Source organism: Mycobacterium sp. 23 (assembly GCF_048287075.1).
GTDB lineage: Bacteria > Actinomycetota > Actinomycetes > Mycobacteriales > Mycobacteriaceae > Mycobacterium > Mycobacterium gordonae_B.
In genome coordinates this window covers 2,616,638-2,640,308 of sequence record NZ_JBLVUX010000005.1, presented here as the reverse complement: position 1 = coordinate 2,640,308, position 23,671 = coordinate 2,616,638, and the positions used below count along the sequence as shown (strand labels likewise).

General features: G+C 68.1%; 19 protein-coding genes and 3 pseudogenes. 9 read left to right on the top strand and 13 right to left on the bottom strand.

What is annotated here, in order from left to right; translation table 11 throughout:
- Positions 1-33: 33 nt before the first annotated feature.
- Both ACNQS7_RS13495 and ACNQS7_RS13490 read left to right on the top strand, forming a co-directional pair.
- A complete protein-coding gene (locus tag ACNQS7_RS13495; protein ID WP_418012923.1) occupies positions 34-900 on the top strand; it encodes a pseudouridine synthase in 867 nt (288 codons plus the stop codon).
- The gene (locus ACNQS7_RS13490) at positions 897-3,800 is read left to right on the top strand and encodes an arylsulfatase (RefSeq protein WP_418012922.1); all 2,904 of its coding nucleotides are present in this window, start codon (positions 897-899) and stop codon (positions 3,798-3,800) included. Before ACNQS7_RS13495 ends, ACNQS7_RS13490 begins: the two co-directional genes overlap by 4 nt.
- Here the strand turns inward: ACNQS7_RS13490 and ACNQS7_RS13485 are convergent.
- Positions 3,797-4,006 carry a hypothetical protein gene (locus ACNQS7_RS13485; RefSeq protein WP_418012921.1) on the bottom strand — a complete coding sequence of 70 codons (210 nt, stop codon included), beginning with the start codon at positions 4,004-4,006 and terminating at the stop codon, positions 3,797-3,799. The two genes, ACNQS7_RS13490 and ACNQS7_RS13485, sit on opposite strands and share 4 nt — an antisense overlap.
- A gap of 79 nt (positions 4,007-4,085) precedes the next feature.
- On the bottom strand, positions 4,086-4,355 hold the full coding sequence (locus ACNQS7_RS13480; RefSeq protein WP_306242027.1) for a DUF732 domain-containing protein: 270 nt from the start codon (positions 4,353-4,355) through the stop codon (positions 4,086-4,088).
- A gap of 316 nt (positions 4,356-4,671) precedes the next feature.
- On the opposite strand from ACNQS7_RS13480, the gene pstS reads away from it, so the two are divergent.
- The 3 genes from pstS to ACNQS7_RS13465 all read left to right on the top strand — a co-directional run bounded on the left by pstS (position 4,672) and on the right by ACNQS7_RS13465 (position 7,987).
- A complete protein-coding gene (gene pstS, locus ACNQS7_RS13475; protein WP_418012920.1) occupies positions 4,672-5,745 on the top strand; it encodes a phosphate ABC transporter substrate-binding protein PstS in 1,074 nt (357 codons plus the stop codon).
- A gap of 98 nt (positions 5,746-5,843) precedes the next feature.
- The gene (locus tag ACNQS7_RS13470) at positions 5,844-7,046 is read left to right on the top strand and encodes a PPE family protein (RefSeq protein ID WP_418012919.1); all 1,203 of its coding nucleotides are present in this window, start codon (positions 5,844-5,846) and stop codon (positions 7,044-7,046) included.
- Between the two features lie 23 nt (positions 7,047-7,069).
- Positions 7,070-7,987: an alpha/beta hydrolase family esterase gene (locus tag ACNQS7_RS13465; protein WP_418012918.1), complete on the top strand. Its 918-nt coding sequence runs from the start codon at positions 7,070-7,072 to the stop codon at positions 7,985-7,987.
- Positions 7,988-7,995: 8 nt separating this feature from the next.
- On the opposite strand, the gene nei2 is transcribed toward ACNQS7_RS13465, so the two are convergent.
- The 3 genes from nei2 to ACNQS7_RS13450 are packed head-to-tail and all read right to left on the bottom strand — an operon-like array spanning position 7,996 to position 14,006.
- Entirely contained in the window at positions 7,996-8,745 is a 750-nt protein-coding gene (gene nei2 / locus ACNQS7_RS13460; protein WP_418012917.1) for an endonuclease VIII Nei2, read from the bottom strand.
- A 2-nt stretch (positions 8,746-8,747) separates the two neighbouring features.
- Complete coding sequence (locus ACNQS7_RS13455; RefSeq protein WP_418012916.1) at positions 8,748-13,295, bottom strand: ATP-dependent helicase; 4,548 nt, start codon at positions 13,293-13,295, stop codon at positions 8,748-8,750.
- Between the two features lie 33 nt (positions 13,296-13,328).
- Entirely contained in the window at positions 13,329-14,006 is a 678-nt protein-coding gene (locus tag ACNQS7_RS13450) for a TetR/AcrR family transcriptional regulator (protein WP_055579343.1), read from the bottom strand.
- A gap of 220 nt (positions 14,007-14,226) precedes the next feature.
- Between ACNQS7_RS13450 and ACNQS7_RS13445 the strand changes: the two genes are divergently transcribed.
- The 4 genes from ACNQS7_RS13445 to ACNQS7_RS13430 all read left to right on the top strand — a co-directional run bounded on the left by ACNQS7_RS13445 (position 14,227) and on the right by ACNQS7_RS13430 (position 16,639).
- The gene (locus tag ACNQS7_RS13445; protein ID WP_418012915.1) at positions 14,227-14,616 is read left to right on the top strand and encodes a hypothetical protein; all 390 of its coding nucleotides are present in this window, start codon (positions 14,227-14,229) and stop codon (positions 14,614-14,616) included.
- A gap of 116 nt (positions 14,617-14,732) precedes the next feature.
- Positions 14,733-15,044 carry a protein UsfY gene (gene usfY, locus ACNQS7_RS13440; RefSeq protein WP_055579345.1) on the top strand — a complete coding sequence of 104 codons (312 nt, stop codon included), beginning with the start codon at positions 14,733-14,735 and terminating at the stop codon, positions 15,042-15,044.
- 361 nt (positions 15,045-15,405) lie between these two features.
- A complete protein-coding gene (locus ACNQS7_RS13435; protein ID WP_310784277.1) occupies positions 15,406-15,843 on the top strand; it encodes an ATP-binding protein in 438 nt (145 codons plus the stop codon).
- Positions 15,844-15,850: 7 nt separating this feature from the next.
- Complete coding sequence (locus ACNQS7_RS13430) at positions 15,851-16,639, top strand: RNA polymerase sigma factor SigF (protein WP_418012914.1); 789 nt, start codon at positions 15,851-15,853, stop codon at positions 16,637-16,639.
- Here the strand turns inward: ACNQS7_RS13430 and ACNQS7_RS13425 are convergent.
- The 8 genes and pseudogenes from ACNQS7_RS13425 to ACNQS7_RS13390 form a co-directional block, all read right to left on the bottom strand.
- Positions 16,610-16,996 (bottom strand): STAS domain-containing protein, encoded by a 387-nt coding sequence (locus ACNQS7_RS13425; RefSeq protein ID WP_418012913.1) that lies wholly within the window; start codon positions 16,994-16,996, stop codon positions 16,610-16,612. The two genes, ACNQS7_RS13430 and ACNQS7_RS13425, sit on opposite strands and share 30 nt — an antisense overlap.
- A 312-nt stretch (positions 16,997-17,308) precedes the next feature.
- A complete protein-coding gene (locus ACNQS7_RS13420; RefSeq protein WP_418012912.1) occupies positions 17,309-19,102 on the bottom strand; it encodes an acetyl/propionyl/methylcrotonyl-CoA carboxylase subunit alpha in 1,794 nt (597 codons plus the stop codon).
- 127 nt (positions 19,103-19,229) lie between these two features.
- Positions 19,230-19,649 (bottom strand): SufE family protein, encoded by a 420-nt coding sequence (locus ACNQS7_RS13415; protein ID WP_418012911.1) that lies wholly within the window; start codon positions 19,647-19,649, stop codon positions 19,230-19,232.
- Positions 19,649-20,539, bottom strand: coding sequence for a sulfurtransferase (locus ACNQS7_RS13410; protein WP_418012910.1), 891 nt, complete (start codon positions 20,537-20,539; stop codon positions 19,649-19,651). The genes ACNQS7_RS13415 and ACNQS7_RS13410 overlap by 1 nt, the downstream gene beginning before the upstream one ends.
- Positions 20,540-20,553: 14 nt before the next feature.
- Positions 20,554-21,041 (bottom strand): annotated as a pseudogene (locus ACNQS7_RS13405) (pyridoxamine 5'-phosphate oxidase family protein).
- A gap of 28 nt (positions 21,042-21,069) precedes the next feature.
- Positions 21,070-21,702: pseudogene (locus tag ACNQS7_RS13400) on the bottom strand (Maf family protein); the annotation flags it as partial.
- Positions 21,699-21,995, bottom strand: a pseudogene (locus ACNQS7_RS13395) (acyl-CoA carboxylase subunit epsilon); the annotation flags it as partial. The pseudogenes ACNQS7_RS13400 and ACNQS7_RS13395, both read right to left, overlap by 4 nt.
- Entirely contained in the window at positions 21,986-23,626 is a 1,641-nt protein-coding gene (locus tag ACNQS7_RS13390) for an acyl-CoA carboxylase subunit beta (RefSeq protein WP_418012909.1), read from the bottom strand. The pseudogene ACNQS7_RS13395 and the gene ACNQS7_RS13390, both read right to left, overlap by 10 nt.
- Between the last annotated feature and the right edge of the window lie 45 nt (positions 23,627-23,671).

Genomic DNA, 23,671 nt, shown 5'->3' with positions numbered 1-23,671 from the left:
CATGCACCCGTCCCGGTCGATAGTCTGCTCGCGATGGAGCCTGCACTGATCGGCGTTCGGGACGCCCTGGGGCCGGTGCGGGTGCGCCTGCACGGCGGTCCGGTGCTGGCCGAACTCGTCGGCCGATTCGGTGCCCGGGCCGGTGCGAAGGTGCGATCCGGCGAAGTCGTGGATGCCGACGGCGGGGTTGTCGACGAGGCCACCGTATTGCCCGCGGGTGCCAGCGTGTATCTCTACCGGGATCTGCCCGACGAGGTGCCGGTGCCCTTCGACGTCCCGGTGCTGCACCGCGACGACGACATCGTGGTGATCGACAAGCCGCACTTTCTGGCCACCATGCCGCGGGGGCGCCACGTTGCGCAGACCGCGCTGGTGCGGTTGCGGTGCAGCCTCGGCCTGCCCGAGTTGAGTCCGGCGCACCGGCTGGACCGGCTGACGGCGGGTGTGTTGCTGTTCACCACCCGGCGGGAGCTGCGGGGCAGGTATCAAACACTTTTCGCGCGCGGGCTGGTGCGCAAGACGTACCTGGCGCGGGCCGCAGTCGACCCCGCGCTGGCGCTGCCGCGGGTGCTGCGCAACCGCATCGTCAAGCGCCGCGGCAACCTGCAGGCGGTCATCGAACCCGGCGAGCCCAATGCCGAGACACTGATCGAACTCCTGTCTCCCGACGGCCTCTACCGGTTGACACCGCGCACCGGCCGTACCCACCAACTCCGGCTGCAGATGGCCGAGCTGGGCGTGCCGATATACGGAGACCCGTTGTATCCCAGGGTGTTACACACCGAAGACGACGACTTCAGCACGCCGCTGCAGTTGTTGGCCCACCGCATCGAGTTCGACGACCCGGTCACCGGGTCGCGCCGCGAGTTCGTCAGCCGCCGAGAGGAAGTCTGGTTATGAGTGAAGACAACGCGCTCGTCATCGTTGCCGGGTATCAGGACATCGACACCGCGCGCAGCGACTTCGAGAACCTGACCGGACGCGCCAATGCCAAGACGCTGCCGTTGCAGGGCGCGGTGCTGGTAGGCAAGGACGCCGAGGGCAACGGGGTGTTGCTGGACACCGGCAACAAGCTCGGCCGCCGCGGCGCCGCGTGGGGCGCGGGTGCGGGCCTGGCCGTCGGCCTGTTCTCGCCGGCACTGCTGGCCACCGCCGCGTTCGGTGCCGCGGCCGGTGCGCTGGCGGGCACCTTCGCCCACCACCGGATCACCAGCGGGCTGGGCGACAAGATCGGAGAGGCCCTGTCGGCGGGCAGCGCCCTGATCATCGCCGTGACGCCGGCGCAGGGCCGGCTTCCGGTGGAACAGACGATGGCCGGATCGCCGATGAAATCGGTTGCCGAGCTGAGTCGTTCGACGCTGCGGTCACTGGGTTCGGCGCTGGAAGAGGCGATGGGCAAGTTCAACCCAGACCGCACCAAACTGCCCATACCGCAACGCAACTTCGGCGGCACCATCGGGCGCACCGTCGCCGAGTCGGTCGGTGACTGGACCATTGTCCCGGGGGCCATGCCGCCGGACAACGCGCCCAACGTGCTGATCGTGCTGATCGACGACGCCGGATTCGGTGGTCCGGACACCTTCGGCGGCGGCATCAGCACCCCGGCGCTGTCCCGGGTGGCCGAAAACGGGTTGGCCTACAACCGCTTTCATGTCACTGCGGTGTGCTCGCCGACCCGTGCGGCGCTGTTGACCGGACGCAATCACCACCGGGTGGGTTTCGGGTCGGTCTGCGAGTTTCCCGGCCCCTACCCCGGCTATGCCACCGTCAAACCCCGCAGTTGCGCCGCGCTGCCCCGGATCCTGCGCGACAACGGTTATGTGACGGGCGCTTTCGGTAAATGGCATCTGACCCCCGACAACGTGCAGGGTGCGGCCGGCCCGTTCGACAACTGGCCGCTGGGTTGGGGATTCGATCACTTCTGGGGTTTCCCCAGCGGGGCCGCCGGCCAGTACGACCCGATCATCACCCAGGACAACACGGTCATCGGCATACCGGAGGCGCCCTCGAGCGACCGGCCGTACTTCTTCCCCGACGACCTCACCGACAAGGCCGTCGAGTGGTTGCACACCGTGCGTGCCCAGAACGCCACCAAGCCCTGGATGATGTACTACGCGACCGGTGCCACCCACGCGCCGCACCACGTGTTCAAGGAATGGGCGGACAAGTACCAGGGGAAGTTCGACGAGGGCTGGGATGTGTACCGGCAGAAGACGTTTGAGCGCCAGAAACAACTGGGTATCATCCCGCCGGACGCCGAGCTTACCGAGCGGCCGGACCTCTTCCCGGCCTGGGACAGCCTCACCGACAGTCAGCGCAAGCTGTACGCGCGGCAGATGGAGGTGTTCGCCGGGTTCTCGGAGAACGCGGACTACAACGTCGGCCGGCTGCTCGATGCCATCGACGAACTCGGCGAGGCCGACAACACGCTGGTGATCTACATCTGGGGCGACAACGGCGCCAGCATGGAAGGCACCAACACCGGCTCCTTCAACGAGATGACGTTCCTCAACGGCCTGGATCTCGACGCCGACCAGCAGTTGGCGCTGATCGAGCAGTACGGCGGGATCGAGGCGCTCGGCGACGAGTTCACCGCGCCGCACTTCGCCTCGGGTTGGGCGCACGCCAACAACACGCCGTTCCAGTGGGGTAAGCAGATGGCCAGCCACCTCGGTGGCACCCGCGACCCGATGGTGATCGCCTGGCCGAGCCGCATCCGGCCGGACGGCAAGTTGCGAGGTCAGTTCACGCACTGCATCGACATCGCCCCAACGGTGTTGGAGGCCATCGGTTTACCGGTGCCGACGAGCGTCGACGGGGTCGAGCAGGAGCCGATGGACGGCACGAGTTTCCTGCAGAGCTTCCACGACGCGGCGGCTACGGAGCACCGCACGGTCCAGTACTTCGAGATGTTCGGCAGCCGCGCCATCTACAAGGACGGATGGTGGGCATCGGCCCGGCTGGACCGGGCGCCGTGGGATCTTTCGCCGGAAACCATGCAGCGGTTCGCGCCCGGCACCTATGACCCCGACCAGGATGTCTGGGAGCTCTACTACCTGCCCGACGATTTCTCGCAGGCCAACAACCTCGTCGCCCAGCATCCCGACAAGCTCGCCGAGCTGCAGGAGCTGTGGTGGCAGGAAGCCGAGCGCAACCGGGTGTTGCCGCTGCTGGGTGGGCTCGCGGTGATGTTCGGTGACCTGCCGCCGCTACCCACCACCACCCGGTTCGCGTTCAAAGGTGACGTCCAGAACATCCAACGCGGCATGGTGCCTCGCATCTACGGCCGTTCCTATGCGATCGAGGCGCGGCTGACGGTGCCCGAGGACGCAGAGGGCGTGATCGTCGCCAACGCCGACTTCATGGGCGGGTTCGCGCTGTGGGTGGACGAGGAGCGCCGGCTGCACCACACCTACTCGTTCCTTGGCGTCGAGACCTACCGGCAGGTGTCCACCGAACCTATCCCGACCGGGGAGGTCACCGTCCGGATGCTGTTCGACTCGGCTCAGCCCGTCGTCGGCTCGGGTGGCCGCGTCACGTTGTGGGCCGACGACCGTCAGATTGGGGAAGGTGAACTGCCGCAGACGGTCAGCTTGTCGTTCACGTCATACGCCGGCCTCGACGTCGGCCGCGACAACGGGCTCGTCGTCGACCGCGAGTACGAGGACAAGGCGCCGTATGCGTTCAAGGGCACCGTCAAGGAGGTCGTTTTCGACCTCATGCCGGTCTCACCCGAGAACGAGATGGCGCTGCACGAACACGCCTCGGTGCAAGCAGTGGGGCGCGGCGCCGCCGGTTAGCCCTGGGGACCCAGCAGGTCGGTCAGGCCGTTCTCGATCCCGGTGTCGATCTGCTCGTTCATCGTGCCGCGAGGCTGGAACGAGGCACTACCGTCGCAGCTGCAGTTCAGAACACTGAACGGGCTGGGTTCGGCGACGACTGGACTGGCGGTGGCTGTCGCGGTAGTCACGATGACGACCACACCGAACAACACTTTCCTGATCACTCATCACTCCCGGTGATATGCGTATCGAAAGTCTAGGTGTTGCGGCGCCGCCGCCTGGTTACGACTCAGTAAACGTTGGCTAGTTCGTCTGGTGATGCCTGGGGCAGTAAGCGGCGATGCTGACACCCACGAAATACCCGGAGTGGTAACCGTCCAGGTTGCTGCTACCCGCCACTTCATTAGCGACATCGGCCTTCAGTCGACCGGCGTCGAGTTCGTCGCACACCTTGTGCGCGGCCAGTATCGCGGCCTGCGGTGTCCCGAAATTGATGGCGTGCGACTGAAGCGCGTTGAGGAATTGGTTATCGACGCCGTCGGCGTGGGCGGTCGGCAAAACCGTCGCTGTCACCAGCGTGAGCGCCGCTGCCGGCACGAGAGCGCGTGAGAGTGACCGGCACAGCGCCATCACTGGGACCTCCCCGCGGACAAGTGCGACGTAACACGATGCTTACATCGCGATCATTGCACGTTACGAAGGGAGATGGGTGCCATCCCCTCGATCCGTGACGGTGAACGGGTGAGTTTTCCAGACCGTGAACCGGTCGCGAACTGGAGCTGAAATCGTCGAATCGGCATGGTGCCGGCCCGCTGTAGAACAAATCTCGGTGCTCCGAACTTGTTAGTGTTCCGCATGACTACGCGTCGGTATCCGTCGAGGAATTGATTTGGACCTCAATCGATTCGGCGCCGGGCTGACGGTGTTGGCCATCGGTGCGGGAATGGTGTCGGCGTGTGCCGGTGACACCGGCGTCAGAGCCTGCGGCGGCCACTCGACGCTCAAGGCCAGCGGCTCCACTGCCCAGGAAAACGCGATCACCCGCTTTGCCAAGGCTTTCGAGCAGGCCTGCCCGGGGCATTCATTGAACTACACCGCCAACGGCTCCGGCGCCGGCATCAGCGAATTTCTGGGCGGCCAAACCGATTTCGCCGGCTCGGATTCACCGTTGAGCAAAGACGAGTATGGCAGGGCCCAGCAGCGGTGCGGGTCGCCGGTCTGGAACCTGCCGGTGGTGTTCGGCCCGATCGCAATCGCCTACCACCTGAGCGGCGTCCCGTCGTTGAACCTGGACGGACCGACCGCGGCCAAGGTCTTCAATGGTGCCATCACCACCTGGAACGATCCGGCAGTCGCTGCGCTCAACAGGGGCGTTGCACTGCCGGCCGAGCCGATCCGCGTGGTCTTCCGCAGCGATCAGTCCGGCACGTCGGAGAACTTCCAGAGGTATCTGGACACGGCCGGTAACGGTGCGTGGGGTAAGGGCGCCGCCAAGGAATTTCACGGCGGCGTGGGGGAGGGCGCGGCGGGCAGCGACGGCGTCGCGGCGGCCGTGGCGAGCGCCGACGGGTCGGTCACCTACGTGGAATGGTCGTTCGCCCTGGCCCGGCAGCTGAGCGTGGCCAAGGTCGTCACCTCGGCCGGTCCGGATCCGGTCGGCATCGACACCGCCTCGGTAGGCAAGACGATCTCGTCCGCCTGGTTCATCAGGGAAGGCAACGATCTCGCCTTCGACACGATTTCGTTCTACCGGCCCAATCAAGCCGGCGCCTACCCGATCGTGCTGGCCACCTACGAGATCGTCTGCTCGAAGTACCCCGACGCCCAGGTCGGTGCGGCCGTGAAGGCCTTCCTGGAAAGTGCCACCGGCGCCGGTCAGACCGGCCTGGCCGACAACGGATACGCGCCCGTGCCCGAGGAGTTCCGGCCGCGCCTGGCGGCCGCGGTCGGCGCCGTCTCGTGACCGACGACGAGGCCTGACGCGCAATGTTCCTGGGTATTTCCTCTCGAAGACAACGCAATGTTTCGCAAAAATTTACCTGAGTTGACATTGTGTAAGGCATGGATTTCATCGGCCTGCCGCCCGAGGTCACCTCGGCGCTGATCCACTCGGGGCCCGGCGGGGAACCGCTGCTCGATGCCTCGTATGCGTGGCAACGGCTCGGTTACGACTTGGAGGAGTCGATTCGCGCCTATTCTCCGGTGCTCGGGGCGGTGGCCGAGGCCTGGAACGGCCCGGCGTCCACAGCCATGATCGAAGCGGTCGGCACCTACCTCACCTGGCTGGGCGGTACCGCACAACAGTGTCTGGCACTGGGGTCTGCGGCGCAGGCCGCCGCGGGCGCGTTCGGGGTGGTGCAGTCCGCTGTCGTGCATCCGTCGGTAGTGGCTGCCAACCGTGCCCAGTTGGCGCGGTTACTCGCGACCAACGGGCTGGGCAAGAATGTCGCGGCTATCGCCGAAACCGAGGCGCAGTACGAACGCATGTGGGTCAGCAACGCCTCGGCCATGTATCGCTACCAGGCGGCCTCGGCGCAGGCCCTGCAGCTGCCGGTCTTCACCTCCCCGCCGTCGATCACCACGCCGGAGGGACCGGCGGCTCAGGCAGAGGCGGTGCAGACGGCGACGGCCCAGGCGACGTCGAGCAACGTCTCGACGGCGCTGGCCAATGCCGCCGCTGCGGCGGCGCCGGCCGACGCGGTTGCGCCGCCGGTGTCCCCGGTCGACACGCTGCTGCAGGCGATCGGTGTCACCTTCGACCCCAACCAGGGCTGGTTCGGATTGGCCAATACCTATGCCAACCAGTTCATCTCGTCCGGATTCCCGATCAACATGCTGAGTTACTTCGCGCAGTTCTCGTCGGCACAGGCGTTGCAGTCGGTCGCCCCCGACATCGCCGAGGGCCTCTCGGAGGGCGAGTCGGCCATCGGATCACTCACGAGCGCGACCACGGCGCTGGGTTCGGCAGAACCGGCGGCAGCGATGGGCGTCGCCGTTTCGATGGGAAGCCTGTCCGCCCCGCCGGCCGCCACCGCGGTGCTGACCGGCGCGCACATGCCGGTGCAGCTCGCGTCGGCGGCGTCGCCGCTGCCCGCCGGGGATGCCGGCTCGGACTTTTCGATGCTGCCGCCGCTGATGGCGCCGCCGATCACACCCTCGGCGGGCAGCGGCTGGAAGAAGCGCAAGGAACAGAAGTACGAGGACCTCGCGATGGGCTTGGAGCTCAAGGGCACCTTCATGACCCGTCCCCCCTCAGCGGGGTGAGCAAAGTCGGTACGTTTGACGGCATGCCCTGGGCGCGACTGCTCTTGCTGGCCGTTCTACTCGCCTGCCTGGTCGGGTGCGGTGAGCGGCAGGTTGCGGCGGCCCGGGCGCGGGATCAGGCGGGGATATTCCCCTATGGCGGCCTGAACCGGACCTATCTGGTACACGTGCCGCCGGGTCCGCCGGTCGGGCTGGTGCTCAATCTGCACGGCGGCGGCGGCACCGGCGCGGGTCAGCGCGGCCTGACCGATTTCGACTCCGTCGCCGATGCCAACGGCCTGCTGGTGGTCTACCCCGACGGCTACGACAAGAGCTGGGGCGACGGCCGGGGCGCGGCGCCGGCCGACCGCAAACGTCTCGACGACGTCGGTTTCCTGGTCTCACTGGTCACCAAGCTGCGCGACGATTTCAAGGTCCCTCCCGGGCACGTCTTCGCCACCGGCATGTCCAACGGCGGCTTCATGTCCAATCGACTGGCCTGCGAGCGTGCCGATGTGTTCGCGGCGATCGCGCCGATCTCAGGCACCCTGGGCGTCGGCGTGTCGTGCAACCCGTCGCGGCCGGTGTCGGTGCTGGACGCGCACGGCACCGGCGATCCCGTGGTCCCCTACAACGGCGGTGACGTCCGTGGTCGAGGCGGGCTGAGCCACTCCATCTCGGTCAACAGCCTGCTCGACCGGTGGCGGGCCGTCGACCGTTGCCAGGGCCCGCCGACGATCGAGGATCTGCCTCCGGTCAACGACGGGACGGTGGTGCGCCGGTACGACTCGGAAGGGTGCGCGGACGGCACCGAAGTGATCCTGTACCAGATCGAGAAGGGCGGGCACACGTGGCCGGGCGGCAAACAGTACCTGCCGAAGACGGTCATCGGGGCCACCACCCGAGTGTTCGACGGCTCCCAGGTCATCGCCGAGTTCTTCCTGACACACGGCCGCGACTGAGCGCAGCCCTACCGCTGGCAGGACGGGCACCAGTACTGCACCCGCTCGGCGTCACCGTCGTAGGCGATGGGGGTACCGCACCGCCGGCACGATTGCCCCGCCCGCCCGTACACCCAGACCTGCCGGCCGGCCCGGGTGTCGCCGGTGGTGGTGCGGTTGCGGCGAGAGCGGTTGGCCCACAACATCTCCCGCGCTCGCGAGACCAGTCGTAGCGGATCGGCGATGGCGCGCACCGGCGCGGTCGGCAGATGCCCGCTGATGAAACACAACTCGTTGCTGTAGACATTGCCGACCCCGGCCATGACGCGCTGGTCCAGCAACGCGGCGGCGATGGGGCGATCCGGCTCGGCCATCAGGTTGGCGGCGGCGAGTTGAGGGTCCCAGTCCGGGCCGAGGAGGTCCGGGCCCAGATGCGCGACGACGACACCGTCGTGCTCGCGCTCGAGTATCTCTAGCACACCCAGATCGATTCCGACGGCACGAATATCACCGGCTTCCAAGATGATTCGTGCCCGGTGATCCACCCGCTGACGGCCGACCCGCCAGCTGCCGTCCATCTTCAGGTGGGAGTGGATGCTGGCCGGCCCGACCCTGATGAACAGATGCTTGCCCCTGCTGACGACCTCGTCCACCACCTGCCCGGTGAGGTCCACGGTGGCGAACTTGGGCACCCGGACGTCGCAGCGGGTGAGGGTGCGACCGACCAGGTGCTCGCGCAGATTGGCCGCGGTGTGCCAGACGGTGTCGCCTTCGGGCATGGTTACCTCAGCCGCAACCCGCGCGGCGTCCGGGAGAAACCGGCCAGGACCAGCGCGTCCAGCGCGACCGCGGCCGGCCCGTCTGGCGTCAGCACCGACACCCCGTTGGCCCGCTCGACCAGCAGGGACGCCACCCGTCGGGCCGAAACGAGTTCGGCCAGCGCCATGGCCGCCGCGCGGTTGGCATCCGGGTCGTCGGCGAATGTGAGCAGCGACCGTCCGCCGCGTTCGGAGAACCAGCACAGCTCGCCGTCCACCAGCACCACCAGCGCCCCGGCCTTGCGGCCCGGCCGCGCCGACCCCTCGGCCTGCAAAGTGGGCCAGGGCAGCGCCGCGCCGTAGGGGTTGGCCGGGTCGGTTGCCGCCAGGACGACGGCGCGGTAGTCCGGACGTTGCGGGTCGATGCCGTCGAGGTAGCTGCGCAGCCGGTCCACCGTCGAGGCGACGGCGAACTGCGCACCGCCCAGTGACTCGACGAAATAGCCGCGCTGGCAGCGCCCGGCATCTTCGAAACCGCTGAGCACCTTGTACAGCGTGGCGAACCCGCCCGGTACGCCCTCGGCGGCCACGGCGCCCTTGGTCAGCACCCCGTGCCGGTTCAACAGCAGCTCGGCCTGGAAATGTGCCCGCAGCGTGGAGTCCGGCTCCGGCGCGGGCAACGCCGACCACCGCCCGGCCACCGTCGGGTCGGCGGAGCGGACCTGCGCGTGCGCGACGCTGTAGCGGCTCAGTCGCGGCGCCCGCTGGCTGCGGTGTGAGGGCGCCGAGCGTTTACGCGGGCCTGTGCTGCCACCCAGCAGCGCGCGCACCGGAGCGAACGTGTCGCCGGTGACCCAACCGGCCCAGACGAGCTCCCAGAGTGCCGCCTTCAACTCAGCCTCGGAGCCGCCGGCGCCGGCGAGCTGACGGAAGAAGTACGCGCCGCCACCGGACAGCGCGTCCAGGATGCCCCGGTGCACGTCGGTGAACTCGATCTCGGCGGCCGTGGACAGTGTCAGCGGCGCGGAGTCTGCGGGGTGCAGCGCGACCCAGCCGTCGCTGCCCGAGATCGACCCCGCGCCCGACCAGGTGACCTCGCCGGTGGCGAGCAACTCGTCGAGCATGGCGGGGGAGTAGTCGCGCACGCGCGGCGCCAGCACCAGCGGCTCCAGCGCCGACGCAGGTATCCGCACCCCGGCCAACTGGTCTATCACGGCCGCCAGCCGGTCCACCCCGGTTTCGGAGGTCCCCACCTGATGCCAGGCCGGCAGGAAACGCCCGTAGGCGGCGGTGCTGACCGGCTCGACCTGGGCGCGCAGCGCGGCCAGCGAACGGCGCCGCAGAATCCGCAGCACGTCGGCGTCGCACCACTGCTCGGATCCCGGGCCACCGGTGGGCGCGGCGACGAACTCCCCGCGCACCAGGCGGCCGTCCGCAGCCAGGCGGCCCAGCACGTCGGCGGTCACCCGCAAGCCCAGGCCGAAGCGGCCAGCCGCTTCGGCGGTGGTGAACGGTGTGTGGGTGCGCGCGTAGCGGCCGAGCAGCTCGCCCAGCGGATCGGCCACCGATTCGGTGAACGCCGCCGGCAGTCCCACCGGGACCGCCGCCCCGACCCCGTCGCGCAGCCGGCCGATGTCCTCGACGGCAACCCACCAGCTGCGCCCGGCGAACGACACGGTCAGCGCCCGCCGGGCGGCGCGCAGACCTTCCAGCCAGCCCCCGACGTCCGCGGCGCTTGCCCGCGCTGCCACTTCCTCCTCGGTCAGCGGGCCCAGTAGCCGGAGCAGGTCGGCGACGCCCTCGGCATCCCGCGCGGCCCGATCGGAGGAGAGGTGCTGCAGCTGGCGCCCGGTGCCGGCGATGACGTCGGGGTCGAGCAGCTCGCGCAGTTCGACGCGGCCGAGCAGTTCGGCCAGCAGGGAGCTGTCCAGCGACAGAGCCGCCGCCCGCCGCTCAGCCAGCGGCACGTCGCCCTCGTACATGAACGCGCCGACGTAGCCGAACAGCAGCGACGCGGCGAACGGGGACGGACGGGGCGTCTCGACCTCGACCACCCGCATCTTGCGCTGGCCGATCTGCGCCATCAGGTTGGTCAAAGTCGGCACGTCGTAGACGTCCTGCAGACATTCGCGGATGGTCTCGAGCACGATCGGGAAGTCGGGATACTTGCGCGCGACCGCCAACAGCTGCGCGGCGCGTTGTCGCTGCTGCCACAACGGCGAACGGCGTCCGGGATGGCGTCGGGGCAGCAGCAGGGCCCGGGCGGCCGACTCCCGGAACCGCGAAGCGAACAGCGCGGACTCGCCTACTTCCGCGGTGACGATCGGGTCGATCTCGTCGGGGTCGAACACGAACAGCTCGGCGCCGGGCGGGCTATCGCCGTCGGTGGAAAAGCCGGTATCGGGCAGCCGCACCACGATCCCGTCGTCGGATGCGGTCGGCTTCTCGTCGAGGCCGTAGCGTTCCCGCAGCCGCCGGCCGACCGCCAGAGCGAGCGGGCCGTGCACCTGCAGCCCGTAGGGCGAGTGCAGTACGACCCGCCAGTCGCCCAGCTCGTCCCGGAACCGCTCCACCAGCAACGTCATATCGGTGGGGACCACCTGGGTCGCGGTCCGTTGCTCGTCCAGCAGACCCCACAGGTTGTCGCGCGCGTATTCGTCGAAACCCCAACCCGCACAGCGCTTGTCGAATTCGTCGCGGGTGAGGGCGGCCAGCTCGCCGGTGAGCGCGCCGAGCGCGGCGCCGAGCTCGGCGGGGCGGCCCGCGTCGTCGCCGCGCCAGAACGGCAACCGCGCGGGCTGCCCGGGCGCGGGTACGACGAGCACCCGGTCGTGGGTGATCTCCACGATGCGCCAACTGGTGGCACCCAGCGAGATGACGTCGCCGGGTCGCGACTCGTAGACCATCTCTTCATCGAGTTCGCCTACCCGCGAGGGCTTTTCGGAATCGGTGGCGAGGTAGACGGTGAACAGCCCGCGGTCGGGAATGGCGCCGCCGGAGGTGACGGCCAGCCGTTGGGCGCCGGGCCGGGCGGTGAGCGTGCCGCTATCGCGGTCGTACACCAGCCGCGGCCGCAGCTCGGCGAAGTCGGTCGACGGGTACTTGCCGGACAGCAGGTCCAGCGTCGCCTCGAACACGCTGCGCGGCAACGTCGCGAACGGCGCGCTGCGCCGCACGGTGTCGAACCAGCGGTCGGCATCCAGGGGCTCCAGCGCGGCGGCGGCCACGGTGTGCTGGGCCAGGATGTCGAGCGGGTTGGCCGGCACCCGCATGGTCTCGATCTGCCCGGTGAGCATCCGCTGCACGCTCACCGCACAGCCGATCAGGTCGGTGCGGTGCTTCGGGAACAACACACCGCGCGACACCTCACCGACCTGGTGGCCGGCGCGCCCGATCCGCTGCAGGCCGCTGGCCACCGACGGCGGTGCCTCCACCTGGATCACCAGATCGACCGCGCCCATGTCGATGCCCAACTCGAGGCTCGAGGTCGCGACGACCGCTTTGAGCTGCCCGCTTTTGAGGTCCTCCTCGACGATCGCGCGCTGTTCCTTGCTGACCGACCCGTGGTGCGCGCGGGCCAGCAACGTGGGCGCGCCGAAGCTCTGTCCGCTGCCCATCACGTAGGCCGGGGCGCCGCCGGCCACCTGTGTGTTGCCTCCCGTCGGCAGCTCGACTCCGGCGCGCTCCGCGTGAATCTCGTTGAGCCGTGCGGTAAGTCGCTCGGCCAGCCGCCGGGAGTTGGCGAACACGATCGTCGAGTTGTGCGATTCGATCAGGTCGACCAGGCGCGCCTCGACATCGGGCCAGATGGAGTTGTTGGCCAGGTTGGCCATGTCGGGCACCGGCACCTGCACCGACAGCTCGACCGTCTTGGCCGACGGCGGCGCCACGATGGTGGTGGGGGACTGCCCGGACAGGAACCGGGCCAGCTCCTCCGGGGGGCGCACGGTGGCCGACAGTCCGATGCGCTGGGCTCCCCGCCCCTCGCGCAGTTCGTCGAGCCTTTCCAGCGAGAGCGCAAGATGCGCGCCTCGCTTGGTGGCCGCGATGGCGTGGATTTCGTCGACGATGACCGTCTGTACGCCGGCCAGGGTCTCGCGGGCCGCTGAGGTCAGCATCAGGAACAGCGACTCGGGGGTGGTGATCAGCACGTCGGGCGGTGAGTTGATGAGCTGGCGGCGCAGCGCCGGCGGAGTGTCTCCGGACCGGACGCCCACGCTGATCTCGGGCGCGGGCAGACCGCGAGCCTGCGCGAGTCGGGTCAGCCCGGCCAGGGGAGTGCGCAGGTTGCGTTCGACGTCCACCGCGAGCGCTTTGAGCGGCGACACATACAGCACCCGGGTGCCGCGCGGCCGATCCGGCGCAGCCGCCAGGCTATCGAGTGCCCACAGGAAAGCGGCCAGCGTCTTGCCCGAGCCGGTCGGGGCGATGACGAGCGTGTTGTCGCCGTTGGCGATCGCCGTCCACGCCTGCGCCTGCGCGGTGGTGGGCGCGGCGAAGGTGCTGGCGAACCAGTCACGGGTGATCGCGCTGAATCGCGTCAGACCCGGCTCGGGCGAAAAACTGCTCACCTTGCCATGGTGCCAAGGGGCACCGACAAGTGACTAAACCTGCGGCTTGAACCGTGCGGTCGCCATCGCCTCGGCCAGCTGAGGCGGGATGTCTTTGACGCGGGCGATCGCGTCCAGCAGCGTGTGCGCGCAGGCGTCGGCGAGCCGGTCGGCTTCCAGCGTCTGATCCATGATCCGCTGCCGGCAGGTTTCGAAGGTGAACGCCAGCCAGCCATTCAGGATGACCCGCAGGTCGCGTTCGACCTCGGCCTCCAGCGCCGCCTGTCCGGGTATGCCACCCACCACTTCCGCGATGCGGGTCATGATGTGTTGCATCTGGCGGTTCTTGGCCTCGTCGTCGATGCCGAGCAGGACCGGGTCGGAGCGGCCGAGTCCCACGTATGCCGCCCAGGCGGCCTCCGGATTCTGTTCGTGGTAGGCCATGTAGGCCAGCACGCCCATCCGGATCTCCTCGAACATCGTCATGCCCGGGGAAGGCTGGGTGTTGGTCGCCGCGTAGAGCCGGTCCGCTTCGTCCTTGACCACCGCGGCGAAGAACGCCCGCTTGTCAGGGAAGTAGTGGTACATGAGCGCACGCGAAACACCGGCGCGCTCGGCAATCTCGTCGATCCGCACCTCGTCGTAGGGTCGCTTACCGAAGACTTCCGCCCCCAGAGCGAGCAGTTCGGCGCGTCGATCCTCAGGGGATAACCGCCTCCTGGCTGTCGCCATAAGGACAGATATTACTCACGGTGGATATGAAGACCGCCACGGCGGATGGATCCGCCGGATTTCGTTCGTCTTCCGGCGCCGGTCGGGGCTGTGAAATGGGCCCGACACGGACTACAGCCGGTTTGCCCAGCGGGCGCGCGGGGTATTGGACGAAAACGCGTCGCGGTTAACGAAAACCGGCAGCTGCCGCGAGCGATTGGCGAGATACAGAGGTGCTCCGATGCGTACAGCAGACGAGAGAATACGCGGCGATCGCGCAAATCAGGACGACAGCGAAGTCCACGCCGCCATCCGCTTCGCCGCCCTGGCCACCGCCGCCGCGGCGGGTTTCGTGGTGATAGCGGCCCTGTGGGTCAGCACCTGCGGAGGGGGCAGCGCGGACACCGTGGCCTGCGGTCCGCCCGAGCGGGGCATCCTCGCGTTCGGTGGTCCGCTGATTCTGCTGATCGCCGGGTTGTGGGCTTTCCTGCGCACCTACCGGGTATGGCGGGACCAGGGCACCTGGTGGGGCTGGCACGGCGCGGGGTGGTTCCTGCTGACCTTGATGCTGGTGACACTGTCGATGAGCGCGCCGCACATCGCCGGCCCGGCCCTGGCGTTGGCTCTCTGACGTCTGCACTGCCCCAAATTTGCCAGGTCTGCGGCCTCCCAATCCCGTTCCAGGAGTTCTACCGTTAGTTGTAGAGCCCGTTGCACAGGCTCTTCGGAATGGAATGAGGAGGAGTCATGGGGGACACATTTCGTGACCCCGTCGACCACTTGCGGACGACGCGGCCACTCGCCGGCGAATCGTTGATCGACGTCCTGCACTGGCCGGGGTACTTCCTGGTGGTGGCCGGGATCATCGGCGGTGTCGGCTCGCTTGCGGCCTTCGCCACCGGACACCACTCGCAGGGCGTGACCTCAGGCATCGCGGCGGCCGTCGTCGCGGTGATCGGCGCCCTCTGGCTGGCCGTCGAGCACGCGCGGATCCGCAGGATCGCCGACCGCTGGTACGCCCAGCACCCGGAAGTTCAGCGTCAGAGGCTGGCGAGCTAACGGATTGTCTGCCCGGGCCCGCCGTGCGGCCGGGTCGGGAAGGTCACAGCAGGAAACCAGGTCGGCGGCGTTTTTACGTACCGACAACTGGGTATCAAGTTTGCACCATGATGAGTACCGGCAATTCTGCGTTAGCGTGGTCACCCCATCATGGGGCACAGAATCACGACGACACCGACACAAACCCTTATCGCAACCAGGGCCGTGCCGGTTATGCCTGCGTCGCCCGCAACTGGTTAGATACCCGGTGGCGATCATGACCAACCGGCTCGACCCCTTGGTCCACGGCGGGCCGCAATCCGGCGCCCCTGCCGGAACCCCTGCCAGGAGTAGTGTCGGCCGAATATTGCCGGGAGGCCAGATGACCGATGCGGATCAGCGCGCTGACGGGCGCCAACGCGGATACCGCGCCGTCGAATTGAACGTTGCTGCACGCCTGGAGAACCTGGCCATGCTGCGCACGTTGGTCGGTGCCATCGGCACCTTCGAAGACCTGGATTTCGACGCCGTGGCGGACCTGCGGCTGGCGGTCGACGAAGCGTGCACGCGTCTGATCCGTTCGGCCACACCCGGTGCGATCCTGACCCTGGTGGTGGACCCGCGGGACGACGAGCTCGTGGTCGAGGCCTCCGCGGCCTGCGACACCCACGACGTGGTGGCGCCGGGCAGCTTCAGCTGGCATGTCCTGACCTCCCTGGCCGACGATGTCCAGACTTTCCATGACGGTCGCGAACCCGATGCAGCGGGCAGTGTCTTCGGCATCTCGTTGACCGCGCGACGGGCGGCCCCCAGTAAGTGACTGCCAGTTGACAGAGCAAACTGCCGGCGGTTCCAATTCGCGTCCCAACGAATACGCCGATGTCCCGGACATGTTCCGCGAGCTGGCCGGCTTCACCGCCGGCTCGGCGGACTTCCAGCGCCACCAGGACAAGATCGTGGAGCGCTGCCTGCCGCTGGCCGATCACATCGCTCGGCGGTTCGAGGGGCGTGGCGAGCCACGCGATGACCTGATCCAGGTCGCACGCGTCGGTCTGGTCAATGCCGTCGTCCGCTTCGACGTCGAAACCGGTTCGGATTTCGTCTCTTTCGCGGTGCCCACCATCATGGGCGAGGTCCGTCGTCACTTCCGCGACAACAGCTGGTCGGTCAAGGTTCCGCGCCGGCTCAAGGAACTGCACCTCCGGCTGGGCACCGCCACCGCCGAGTTGTCGCAGCGACTGGGCCGGGCGCCCACCGCGACCGAACTCGCCGCCGAGCTGGGTATGGACCGCGCCGAGGTGGTCGAGGGCCTGGTTGCCGGCAGCTCCTACAACACGCTGTCCATCGACAGTGGGGGCGGCAATGAAGACGACGACGCGCGCGCCATCGCCGACACCCTGGGCGACGTCGATCAGGGCCTGGATCGCATCGAGAACCGCGAGGCGCTACGCCCATTGCTGGAGGCGCTGCCGGAGCGGGAACGAATGGTGTTGGTGCTGCGGTTCTTCGAGTCGATGACGCAGACGCAGATCGCCGAGCGGGTGGGCATCTCGCAGATGCACGTGTCCCGGTTGCTGGCGAAATCGCTAGCTCGACTCCGGGATCAGTTGGAGTAGCCGCGACTGCGCGGACCGCTTCGGCTCGGTGACCGGCAGCACGCCATCCGGGTCGCAGATGCGTAGTAGCCGGGACACGGCCAGACTGGGCACCATCGCCCACCGCACATCGGCTCCCGAGCAGCCCACATTGATCCGGTGCAAAGCCGAAAAACCGGCTGTGCCAATGAATTTCAGGCCGGTCAGGTCCAGTGTCAGCCAGCGGCAGTGCTTGATGCAGCGCGCGACGTATTCGGCGAGCAGGTCAGCGTTGGCGGCATCAAGCTCGCCGTACGCGCTGACCGTGCCCGAACCGTGTTCCCACTGGGCGGTGAACTCGGCGTTTTCGCATTTCAGCCAGGTTTGGGATATAGACATTTGTGAACTCCATCAGTCGACGGTGGTCGTTGCTGTGGATCACATCAAGTGGGCGAGATGCCGCTTTTAGAAATCGCACCTACCGGACGTTGTTTCCGGGGGGCTGTGAACTCAACCTATTTACGACCCTACCCGCGATGCGTAAGGCCGACAAACGAAGGCGCCGGATTCACAGAAAGGCCAGCCAGGCGACCGCCGCGGCCTTGAGTGTGCGGCCACTGCGCGCCCGCCGGCGTGTCGGCCGTGGTGAGCGCACACCCAACGCGGTGAGCGCACACCCAACGCGGTGGACGCACACCCAGCGCGCCCCGGCTACTTGATCTCGGCGAGCACCGTGCCCTGGGTGATGGCGGCACCGGGTTCCACGGCCAGGCCGGTGATCACACCGTCCTTGTGCGCGGTGACCGGGTTCTCCATCTTCATGGCCTCCAGGACCACCACCAGGTCTCCGGCGGCGACCTCCTGGCCTTCCTCCACGGCGACCTTCACGACGGTGCCCTGCATCGGTGCCGTCACCGCGTCACCGGAGGCCGTTGCACCGGAGTGCGCACCCCGCTTGCGCGGCTTGGGCTTGCGGCGCACCACCCCCACGGCGTCGGGCGCGCCATTGGACAGCGCCAAATCCCCGGGCAGCGAAACCTCGACCCGGCGGCCGTCGACCTCGACAACCACCTTGTGCCGTGGCCGACTCTCTTCCTCATCGATGGGTTCCCCGCCGGTGAAGGGCTCAATGGTGTTGTCCCACTCGGTCTCGATCCATCGGGTGTGGACGGTGAAGCCGTCGTCGTCACCGATGAACGCCGGGTCGGAGACCACGGCGCGGTGGAACGGGATCACCGTTGCCAGCCCCTCGACCTGGAACTCGTCCAGGGCACGACGGGCGCGCGCCAGGGCCTCGTGACGGTCGGCGCCGTACACGATCAGCTTGGCCAGCATCGAGTCGAACTGGCCGCCGATCACCGAGCCGGTCTCGACGCCGGAGTCCAGCCGGACACCTGGGCCGCTCGGCGGGTGGAACTTGGTGACCGGGCCGGGGGCGGGCAGGAAGCCGCGTCCGGCGTCTTCGCCGTTGATCCGGAACTCGATCGCGTGGCCACGGGGCGTCGGGTCCTCGGTGATGTCCAGCTTCTCGCCGTTGGCGATCTTGAACTGCTGCAGCACCAGGTCGATGCCCGCGGTCTCCTCGGTGACCGGGTGCTCGACCTGCAGACGGGTGTTGACCTCGAGGAAGGAGATCAGGCCGTCCTGGCCCACCAGGTACTCGACGGTCCCGGCGCCGTAGTAGTGCGCCTCTTTGCAGATCCGCTTGGCCGATTCGTGGATCTCCTTGCGCTGCGCGTCGGTCAGGAACGGCGCCGGCGCCTCCTCGACCAGCTTCTGGAAGCGGCGCTGCAGCGAGCAGTCGCGGGTGCCGGCCACGATGACGTTGCCGTGCTGGTCGGCGATCACCTGCGCCTCGACGTGGCGGGGCTTGTCGAGGTAGCGCTCCACGAAGCACTCGCCGCGACCGAAGGCGGCGACGGCCTCACGCGTGGCCGACTCGAACAGCTCGGGGATCTCCTCGATGGTGCGGGCCACCTTCATGCCGCGTCCACCCCCGCCGAACGCGGCCTTGATGGCGATCGGCACGCCGTACTCCTGCGCGAAGGCCACCACCTCGTCGGCGTCCTTGACCGGATCCGGCGTGCCGGGCACCAGCGGGGCCTGGGCGCGCGCGGCGATATGGCGGGCGGTGACCTTGTCGCCGAGGTCGCGGATCGACTGCGGGCTGGGCCCGATCCAGATCAGCCCGGCGTCGATCACCGCCTGGGCGAAGTCGGCGTTCTCCGAGAGGAAGCCGTAGCCAGGGTGCACGGCGTTGGCGCCGGACTTGGCGGCCGCATCCAGTAGCTTGCCGAAGTCCAGGTAGGACTCGGCCGAGGTCTGCCCGCCCAGCGCGAACGCCTCGTCGGCGAGGCTGACGTGTGGCGCCTCGGCGTCGGGTTCGGCGTAAACAGCCACGCTGGCCAGTCCGGCGTCCCGGGCCGCCCGGATGACCCGGACCGCGATCTCACCGCGGTTTGCGACCAGAACTTTGGAGATCCTCGAGCTGGCGTGACTGGGCACTGGCGCCTCCTGTATCGACGTCTTCTGGGAGTCTCTGGAAGAGATTTCTCTTTAAGAGATTTTCTTACAAGTCTTGTCGGGGGAAGTTTATGCGGCGCGCCGCGGACCCGGGCAGGCGGTTCCCTATTCAGGCGCCTTCGCGCAGCCGCCTCTTGATTCGCGTCAGCATCGCCGACATGCCGCGCAGCCGAAGTGGGCTGATCAGAGCGGCCAGACCGAGTTCTGTGTAGAAATCCTCCGGCACCGCCAGGATCGCGGCGGCCGGTTGCTCGTCCAGCCCCGCCGCCAGGATGGCGGCAAATCCGCGGGTAGTGGGTGCTTCGGCGGGAGCGCTGAAGTGCAGTCGCACCCGCTGCGGGTCGCTGGCGTCGACATGCAGAAACAGCGGCGACTGACACTCGGGGACCGGCTCCATCGCCGCCTCGGCCAGATCGGGCGGCAACTGGGGAAGCTCGTTGGCGAACTCCAGTAGCAGCTGCAACTTGTCCTGGCCCTGGACCTCGGCGAAGTCGGACACCACTTCCGCCAGGGGCGCCGGCATGCTCATCAGCCGGCGACGGCTCCGGGGTCGGACCCCGCGACGATCGGCACCCGCACGGTGTTGCCCCACTCGGTCCACGAGCCGTCGTAGTTGCGCACGCCCGGCTTGCCCAGCAGATGGGTCAGCACGAACCAGGTGTGGCTGGATCGCTCGCCGATACGGCAGTAGACGATTGTCTTGTCGTCGGGCTCGAGGAACCCGTACAGCTCGTCCAACTCCTCGCGGCTGCGAAATCGCCCGTTCTCATCGGCCGCCTTGCCCCACGGGATGGAGCGCGCGGTGGGGATGTGGCCGGCGCGCAGCGCCCCCTCCTCGGGGTAGTCGGGCATATGGGTGCGCTTACCGGTGTATTCGTCGGGGGAGCGCACGTCGATCAGCGGCTCGCTGCCCAGGGCCTGCAGCACGTCGTCCTTGTAGGCGCGGATCGGTGCGTCGTTGCGCTGTACGACCGGGTAACCGGACGAGGTTCGGTGGGGGACGTCCAGCGTGGTGTCGCGCCGCTCGGACAGCCAGAGATCACGTCCACCGTTGAGCAACCGCACATCGGGGTGACCGAACAAGGTGAAGACCCACAACGCGTAGGCCGCCCACCAGTTGCTCTTGTCCCCGTAAATCACCACGGTGTCGTCGCGGGCGATGCCCTTGCTGTCCATCAGCGCGGCGAACTGCTCGCCGTTGATGTAGTCGCGGACGCGCGGGTCATTGAGGTCGGTGTGCCAGTCGATCTTGACGGCGCCGGGGATGTGGCCGACGTCGTAGAGCAACACGTCCTCGTCGGATTCGACGATCGCCAGACCAGGCGAGCCCAGGTGGGCGGACAGCCAGTCGGCGGTGACGAGCCGTTCAGGATGGGCGTAGGCCTGCAGGGTGGGGCTGGGATCGGGTGGAAGCGGCACGTTTCAAAGCCTACTCAGTGCTTGCGCACCACCCGCTCGGCCTGTCCCGGCTTCCAGATGGTGACGTCCAGGTGGCCGTCGCTGACGTGGACCGCCGACGCCCCGGTGAGGTCGACGCCGATGAGGTCGAACTTTTGGCCGCGCAGATCCAGGCCTATGTCGTCGAACAATGCGTCGGCGAAGCGCTGATGTGATCGCCGTAGGGCACCGTGTAGGCCCGGCCCCACAGCTTCGCGTCGCCGTCGGTGACCTCGGTGTCGACCGTCGCGGTGTGCAGGCACAACCTTGGGTCCCGTTGCAGGTCACGGTATTTCGTAGTGTCCGGCATGCCGGTGATCCACAGCGTGTCCTCGAATATCCGCGGCTCCATCGGGCTGATCCGCGGGAAGCCGTCCGAGCGCAGCGTGGCCAGCATGCACAAATTGCGCGCGGCCCGGTGACGACGGATGAAGGTGGCGGCGATCTGCGTTGCCTGCGCGGTGAACTCGGTCCAGGTGGCCATGGTGGACCAGGTTAGGACGGGGGGCGACATTTCCCGCCCACACGTCGGCGACCGACAGACCGCACCGAGCCAGCAGCGAGCGCAGCAGCGGCAGGCTTACGCCGATCACGGTCGACGGATCGCCGTCGACGCCGTCGATGAACCACCCGCCCAGGCCGTCCACGGTGAACGCTCCGGCGACCCGCAACGGCTCCCCGCTGGCCAGGTAAGCCTCGAGGTCGGAATCCGTCGGCGAGCCGAAATGCACCGTGGTGACCGATGTTTGCGCCTCCACCCGAGCGACGCCGTGGTCCTGCAGACGAATCACGCAGTGCCCGGTGTGCAATTGCCCGGCGCGCCCGGCCATCGACCGCCACTGCCGGCGGGCCTCCTCGGTGGAGGCCGGCTTGCCGCACAACTGGCCGTCCAGGTAGAGCATCGAATCGCAGCCGAGGACGACGCAATCGGCGGTCACCTCGCGCTCCTCGAGCGTGGCCGTCACGTGTTCGGCCTTGGCGCGCGCCAGCGCGCAGACCACCTCGTCGGCAGGCGCTGCGGGTCCCAGGGCCGCGATCAGCGCGTCCTCGTCGATGCCGGAGACCCGCACCAGCGGGTCGACGCCGGCCTGACGCAGCACTTTGAGCCGGCCGGCGGAGGCCGACCCGAGCACCAGCCGCGTCATTGGCGCATGTGTGTCATTTCCTGCAGGGTGATGCGCTGCCAGCTGTAGACCGGGTAGCGCAACTTGTCCACCGGCAGGCCCCAGCGGGACGGCTCGGGCGGGGCCGGCTCGGGTGCGTGGCCGATGGTGCCCAGGACGGCGACCAGGGCGGCGAGCTCCTGGTCGGTGGGGTGCCCCCGCAGGACCTGGAGGTGCGGCTCGTGCGGGTGCGGCGCCTCGGTGCCGTCGGTCACGTCGCTCATGTCACTCGCGTCGCTCACGTCGCTCACTCCGCTCGCTCGACTCACAGGGGAATGTTCCCATGCTTCTTCGGCGGCAGCTGCGCGATCTTGCGTTCCAGCAGCCGCAGCGCCGTCCCGATGTAGCCGCGGGTGTGCGACGGCGGGATCACCGCGTCGACGTATCCGCGCTCGGCGGCGATATAAGGGTTGACCAGCGTGTCCTCGTACTCCTGCTGCAACTCCAGCCGCAGCGCGTCCACGTCCTCGCCGTTCTTCGCCGCCTCGGCCAGCTTCTGCCGGTAGACGAATCCGACGGCACCCGAGGCGCCCATCACCGCGATCTGCGCGGTCGGCCACGCCAGGTTCACGTCGCAACCCATGTCCTTGGAACCCATGACGCAGTAGGCGCCGCCGTAGGCCTTGCGGGTGATGACGGTGATCTTCGGCACGGTCGCCTCGCCGTAGGCGTACAGCAGCTTGGCACCGCGGCGGATGATGCCGTTGTATTCCTGGCCGGTGCCCGGCAGGAAGCCCGGCACGTCCACCAGCATGACGATCGGGATGTTGAAGCAGTCGCAGGTCCGGACGAACCGGGCGGCCTTCTCCGAGGCGTTGATGTCCAGGCAGCCCGCGAACTGGGTGGGCTGGTTGGCCACCAGCCCGACCGGCCGGCCGTCGATGCGGCCGAACCCGACCACGATGTTCTGCGCGTAACCCGCCTGGATCTCCAGGAACTCGTCGTCGTCGAGGATGCGGGTGATCACTTCGTGGATGTCGTAGGGCTGATTGGGCGAGTCCGGGATCAGCGTGTCCAGTTCGATGTCCTCGTCGGTGAGGTTGTCCTCGATCGCGCCGACGGGCACCGGGAACGGCTCGCGGGGGGCATCGGTGGCGTTGTTGGGCGGCAGGTAGCTCAGCAGGTCACGGACCCAGTCGAAGGCATCCTGTTCCCCGGACGCGACATAGTGCAGCGTGCCGGACTTGGCCATGTGCGTGTGGGCGCCGCCGAGTTCTTCCATGGTGACGTCTTCGCCGGTGACGGTCTTGATGACGTCGGGCCCGGTGATGAACATCTGGCTGGTCTGGTCGACCATGATCACGAAGTCGGTCAGGGCGGGGGAGTAGACATGCCCGCCGGCCGCGGCGCCCATGATCAGCGAGATCTGCGGGATGACGCCGGAAGCCAGGATGTTGTTGCGGAAGATGCGGCTGTACAGGCCCAGGGAGACGACGCCTTCCTGGATGCGGGCGCCGGCGCCGTCGTTGATGCCGATCAGGGGCCGGCCCGTCTTGATGGCCAGGTCCTGCACCTTGACGATCTTCTCGCCGTAGACCTCACCCAGGCTGCCGCCGAACACGGTGGCGTCCTGGCTGAAGATGCACACGTCGCGCCCGTCGATGGTGCCGTAACCGGTGACCACACCGTCGCCGACCGGACGGTTCTTCTCCAGGCCGAAGTTGGTGCTGCGGTGCTTAGCCAGCGCGTCCAGCTCGACGAACGAGTCCTCGTCGAGCAGCGCGGTGATGCGCTCGCGGGCCGTCAGCTTGCCCTTGGCATGCACCTTGTCGACGGCGGCCTCACCGACCGGATGCAGCGACTCTTCCCGGCGCTTGTGCAGTTCGGCGAGCTTGCCCGCCGTCGTGTGGATGTCGATGGTGTGCTCGGCAGCGGGTTCCGCCGTGTGGTCCGCAACGCTTGTCATGGGAGTCGATGTTATCGGCAGCCCCCTGCCCGGTCCTTAAGCAGC